This window comes from Neorhizobium descurainiae (genome assembly GCF_051400715.1).
GTDB lineage: Bacteria > Pseudomonadota > Alphaproteobacteria > Rhizobiales > Rhizobiaceae > Neorhizobium.
This window is the reverse complement of the sequence record NZ_JBLFFK010000059.1, coordinates 1-3,448: the sequence shown is the minus strand read 5'-3', so window position 1 is coordinate 3,448 and position 3,448 is coordinate 1. Positions and strand designations below refer to the sequence as shown.

General features: G+C 57.3%; 3 protein-coding genes. All 3 read right to left on the bottom strand.

What is annotated here, in order from left to right; translation table 11 throughout:
• Window positions 1-49 precede the first annotated feature (49 nt).
• Window positions 50-1,000 carry a tyrosine-type recombinase/integrase gene (locus tag ACMGE0_RS33330; RefSeq protein ID WP_436820131.1) on the bottom strand — a complete coding sequence of 317 codons (951 nt, stop codon included), beginning with the start codon at window positions 998-1,000 and terminating at the stop codon, window positions 50-52.
• A gap of 163 nt (window positions 1,001-1,163) precedes the next feature.
• Complete coding sequence (locus tag ACMGE0_RS33325) at window positions 1,164-2,204, bottom strand: porin (protein WP_436820130.1); 1,041 nt, start codon at window positions 2,202-2,204, stop codon at window positions 1,164-1,166.
• Window positions 2,205-2,381: 177 nt separating this feature from the next.
• Entirely contained in the window at window positions 2,382-3,431 is a 1,050-nt protein-coding gene (locus tag ACMGE0_RS33320) for a porin (RefSeq protein WP_436820132.1), read from the bottom strand.
• Window positions 3,432-3,448: the final 17 nt, after the last annotated feature.

The following is a 3,448-nucleotide window of genomic DNA, read 5'->3' as shown; positions in this document are numbered from 1 at the left end:
CAGTCAAAATCGGTGCTCTGGAGGCTGGTAAATGCCCTTGTGGGAAAGGTCAGACTTCGCGATCGGATGGCTTTCGATTGCGTTCTAGGATTGGCACACAAACATCAAGATCATGGGATGCGAGATGGGCGTAACGCATTGTCATCTGCAGGGTCTGGTGGCCAAGCCACATTTGCACCCGACGAATGTCGATTCCGCCGCGTACCAGTCGGGAGGCGCAGGTATGGCGGAGGACATGGGGCACGATGTCGGGATCGCTGCCAAGCGCCACCTCATCTTTGGCAGCATTCCATATGGATCGAAAATGCTGCTGGTCGATATCGGCAAAGGGGCCATCCGGCCTGCCTGCCTGCGCATCAACTGCTTCGACGGCACGAGCGGTGAGTGGCACAGTCCGGCTTTTGCCTGACTTGGTAATCCAGAAAGTGGCGCGGCTTTCGTAGATATCGTTCCAGCGGAGACCGATTCCTTCGCCTAGTCGGGCACCCGTGTCGACGAGGAAAATGCAAAGGCCGTAATAGTGCTCATTTCGTGTCCGGATGGCTGCAAAGAGGCGATCCTCCTCGTCATCCTCCAGAAAACGGATGCGACCAGCTTTTTCCTTCTGGCGCCGAAACTCCGGTAAACTGTGGATGTCACCCATCTTGAACGCTTTCCGCAGCAGCTTGCTCAGCGCCGCCATCTTTCGATTGATGGTCGCATTGCTGTTGCCGCGTTTGCGCAGTTCGCCGATGAGCCGGTCCACCATCTCGTAAGTGAACGTGTCGAAGGCCTGGCCGAGAAGGATCTCGTCCAATTCCTTGATGAAAGCCGTCACGTTATTTTTATGGCTTCCCGGCTCCCATAAGATATCCACATATCGTTCCAGAAGGGTGATGAGCCGATTGGACTTTACAACCTTGATAGGGCCGCTGGGATTAAACTGGTAGTTAACCGCGTAGGATTGGCTGAATGAGGAAAGGTTTAAAACCTTGTCCTTCTTCTCCGCTTCCTCACCCATTTCGCCCTCGCCGATCACCGAGGACAAAAAATCAGTGGAACGACCGAGACTTCAATGGTGGATGTGGCCAGCGGCAGTTTTGCAACTGCTCAAATTTCCTGCGTCGTGGCCAAGCAGCAACAGCTCGCAGCCATAGGACTGCGAGCTGGGTCTCTTTAACTGGTTAGAAGTCGCGTTGCAGGCGGACGATGCCCTGTACGGTACCGTCTTCGTCGCCAACTTCCTGATAGTTGACGGCAACCTTGGCTGCGAAGTTTTCGACGATCTCGTAGTTGACGGTCACGCCGGCACCCCAGGCGTCATCGCCGCCGAAGTCACCGCCGACGAGTTCCGTGTTCCAGATGTACTGGGCTTCCGGGATGATCTCGAGCTTGTCGGTGGCCTTCCAGGCATAGGCGACAGCAACGGTTGCTTCGCCGGCACCCGTATCGAGCACACCGTAGTAAGCGTTCTCGCCGGTGGAGTATACGCCTGCCAGGTAGAACGTGCCCGGGCCGATAGCGACGCTGCCGATACCGCGGATCGCGCCTTCCTCAGCTTCGAAGTCATAGGAGCCGAGGATCTGGATGGTCGCCGGGCCGAGAGAGGCCTGGACGATCGCTTCGAGACCGACACTGTTGGTGCTGGGATAGGACAGTTCGTCCACCTGGATACCTGCGAAGAAGGCATCGCTGGTGTACATGTACTGGATCGAGTTCAGGCGCAGAGAACCCAGGTTGTCGAGTTCGCCGGGGAGATCGTACTCATCCCACCAGTTCAGCCAACGACCGACCTTGAAGCCGCCGAGCTGAATGGATGCTTCGTTGATGTAGACGTCGTTTGCGTTGGAGGTAAAGACGGTATCATCGCCATAGTCGAAGCGAACCGACATCACAGACGTCAGCGTGCCGAGTTCAGTGTCGCTCTTTGCAGTGAGGTCGAGCTGGGCGCGGGTATAGGAATCCCAGTCGCTCTCATCAAGAAAATCCCCAGCGACCGGGTCATAGGCATCGCGGCCGAATCCAAGTTCAAAGCGGACATAGCCGCCGACCTTGAGGCAGGTTTCCGTACCGGGGATGTAGAAGTAACCCGTGCCGAAAGCATCGCAGACGCGCACGTATTCCAGGGGTTCCGGCTCGGCGGCGACAATCGCGTCGGCAGCCTGGGCGCCGGATACTGCCGCGAGAGCCGCTGCAGAACCGAGAAGAAGGCTCTTAATGTTCATCTTTTTGACCTCCAGTCAAATTATCGTGAATGCTAGTCTCGTCCGATCCAAAGGATCAAACACATGCAGGCCGCGGATGCAGCCAATTCCCCCGGTCTCAGCTCCCCATATGGAGGCCACTTGGGCCCGCCATTTATCAAGAGGCTCCCCCGAAGAACCGGGGGAGCCTCAAGTTCATTAGAACGTACGGTCGAGACGTACGAAGCCGTCCCAGAACTCGTCGCCCGGAACTTCGTTGTAGTTCGCGGTAACCTTGGCAGCGAAGCCCGGAACGATCGCGTAATCGACCGTTAGGCCAGCGCGCCAAGCGTCGTCGCCACCCCAATCGCCATCGGCATCAGCCTCGGCGCCCCAAACATAGGTACCGCCGGGGGTGATGGTCAGCTTATCCGTGACCTTGAAGGCGTAGGAGGCAGCGAGAGCCCATTCACCGCGGTCGTAATAGGCGTTTTCATAGCCGTCGCCGAGACCGGTAGAGTATACGGCGAGAGCCTGGAAGGTGCCCGGACCGACCGGAGCAGAGAGGAGAACACGAACCGCACCTTCTTCAGCTCCGAAGTCGTAAGCACCCAGAAGGTCGATCGCAACGGCGCCGAACTTCGCGGTCACGATACCTTCGAGACCAAGCTCCTGACCACCTTCACGAGAAAGCTCGTCAACCTGTACGCCAGCCGAGAAAGCATCGCCGGTATAGAAGTAGCCGACAGAGCTCATACGGGTCGTCGTCGAAGCGGAATTCCAATCCGACTCACCGTTGATACCCTTATCCCAAGGGTTGTAGTAACGGCCAATCTTGAAACCGCCGAGCTGGATGTAGGCTTCGTTGATGTATACCGTGTTGGCGTTGGAAGTGAAAACGGTGTCCGCACCATATTCCCAACGCAGTGATGCAACGCTCGTCAGAGTACCGAGTTCCGTGTCAGACTTGGCCGTTACGTCAAGCTGAGCACGAACGAAAGAGTCCCAGTCGCTTTCGTTGTTCGCCTCGATTAGGCCGTCCGGATTGTAAGCGTCCCGACCAACACCAAGTTCGTAACGGACATAGCCGCCGATCTTGAGGCAGGTTTCGGTGCCCGGGATGTAGAAGTAGCCGGTGCCGAATGCGTCGCAAACGCGCACGTATTCCAGCGGCTCCGGCTCGGCGGCAACGATGGCGTCAGCGGCCTGAGCGCCGGATACTGCTGCGAGGGCAGCAGCGGAGCCGAGAAGAAGGCTCTTGATGTTCATATTTGACCTCCAGTCAA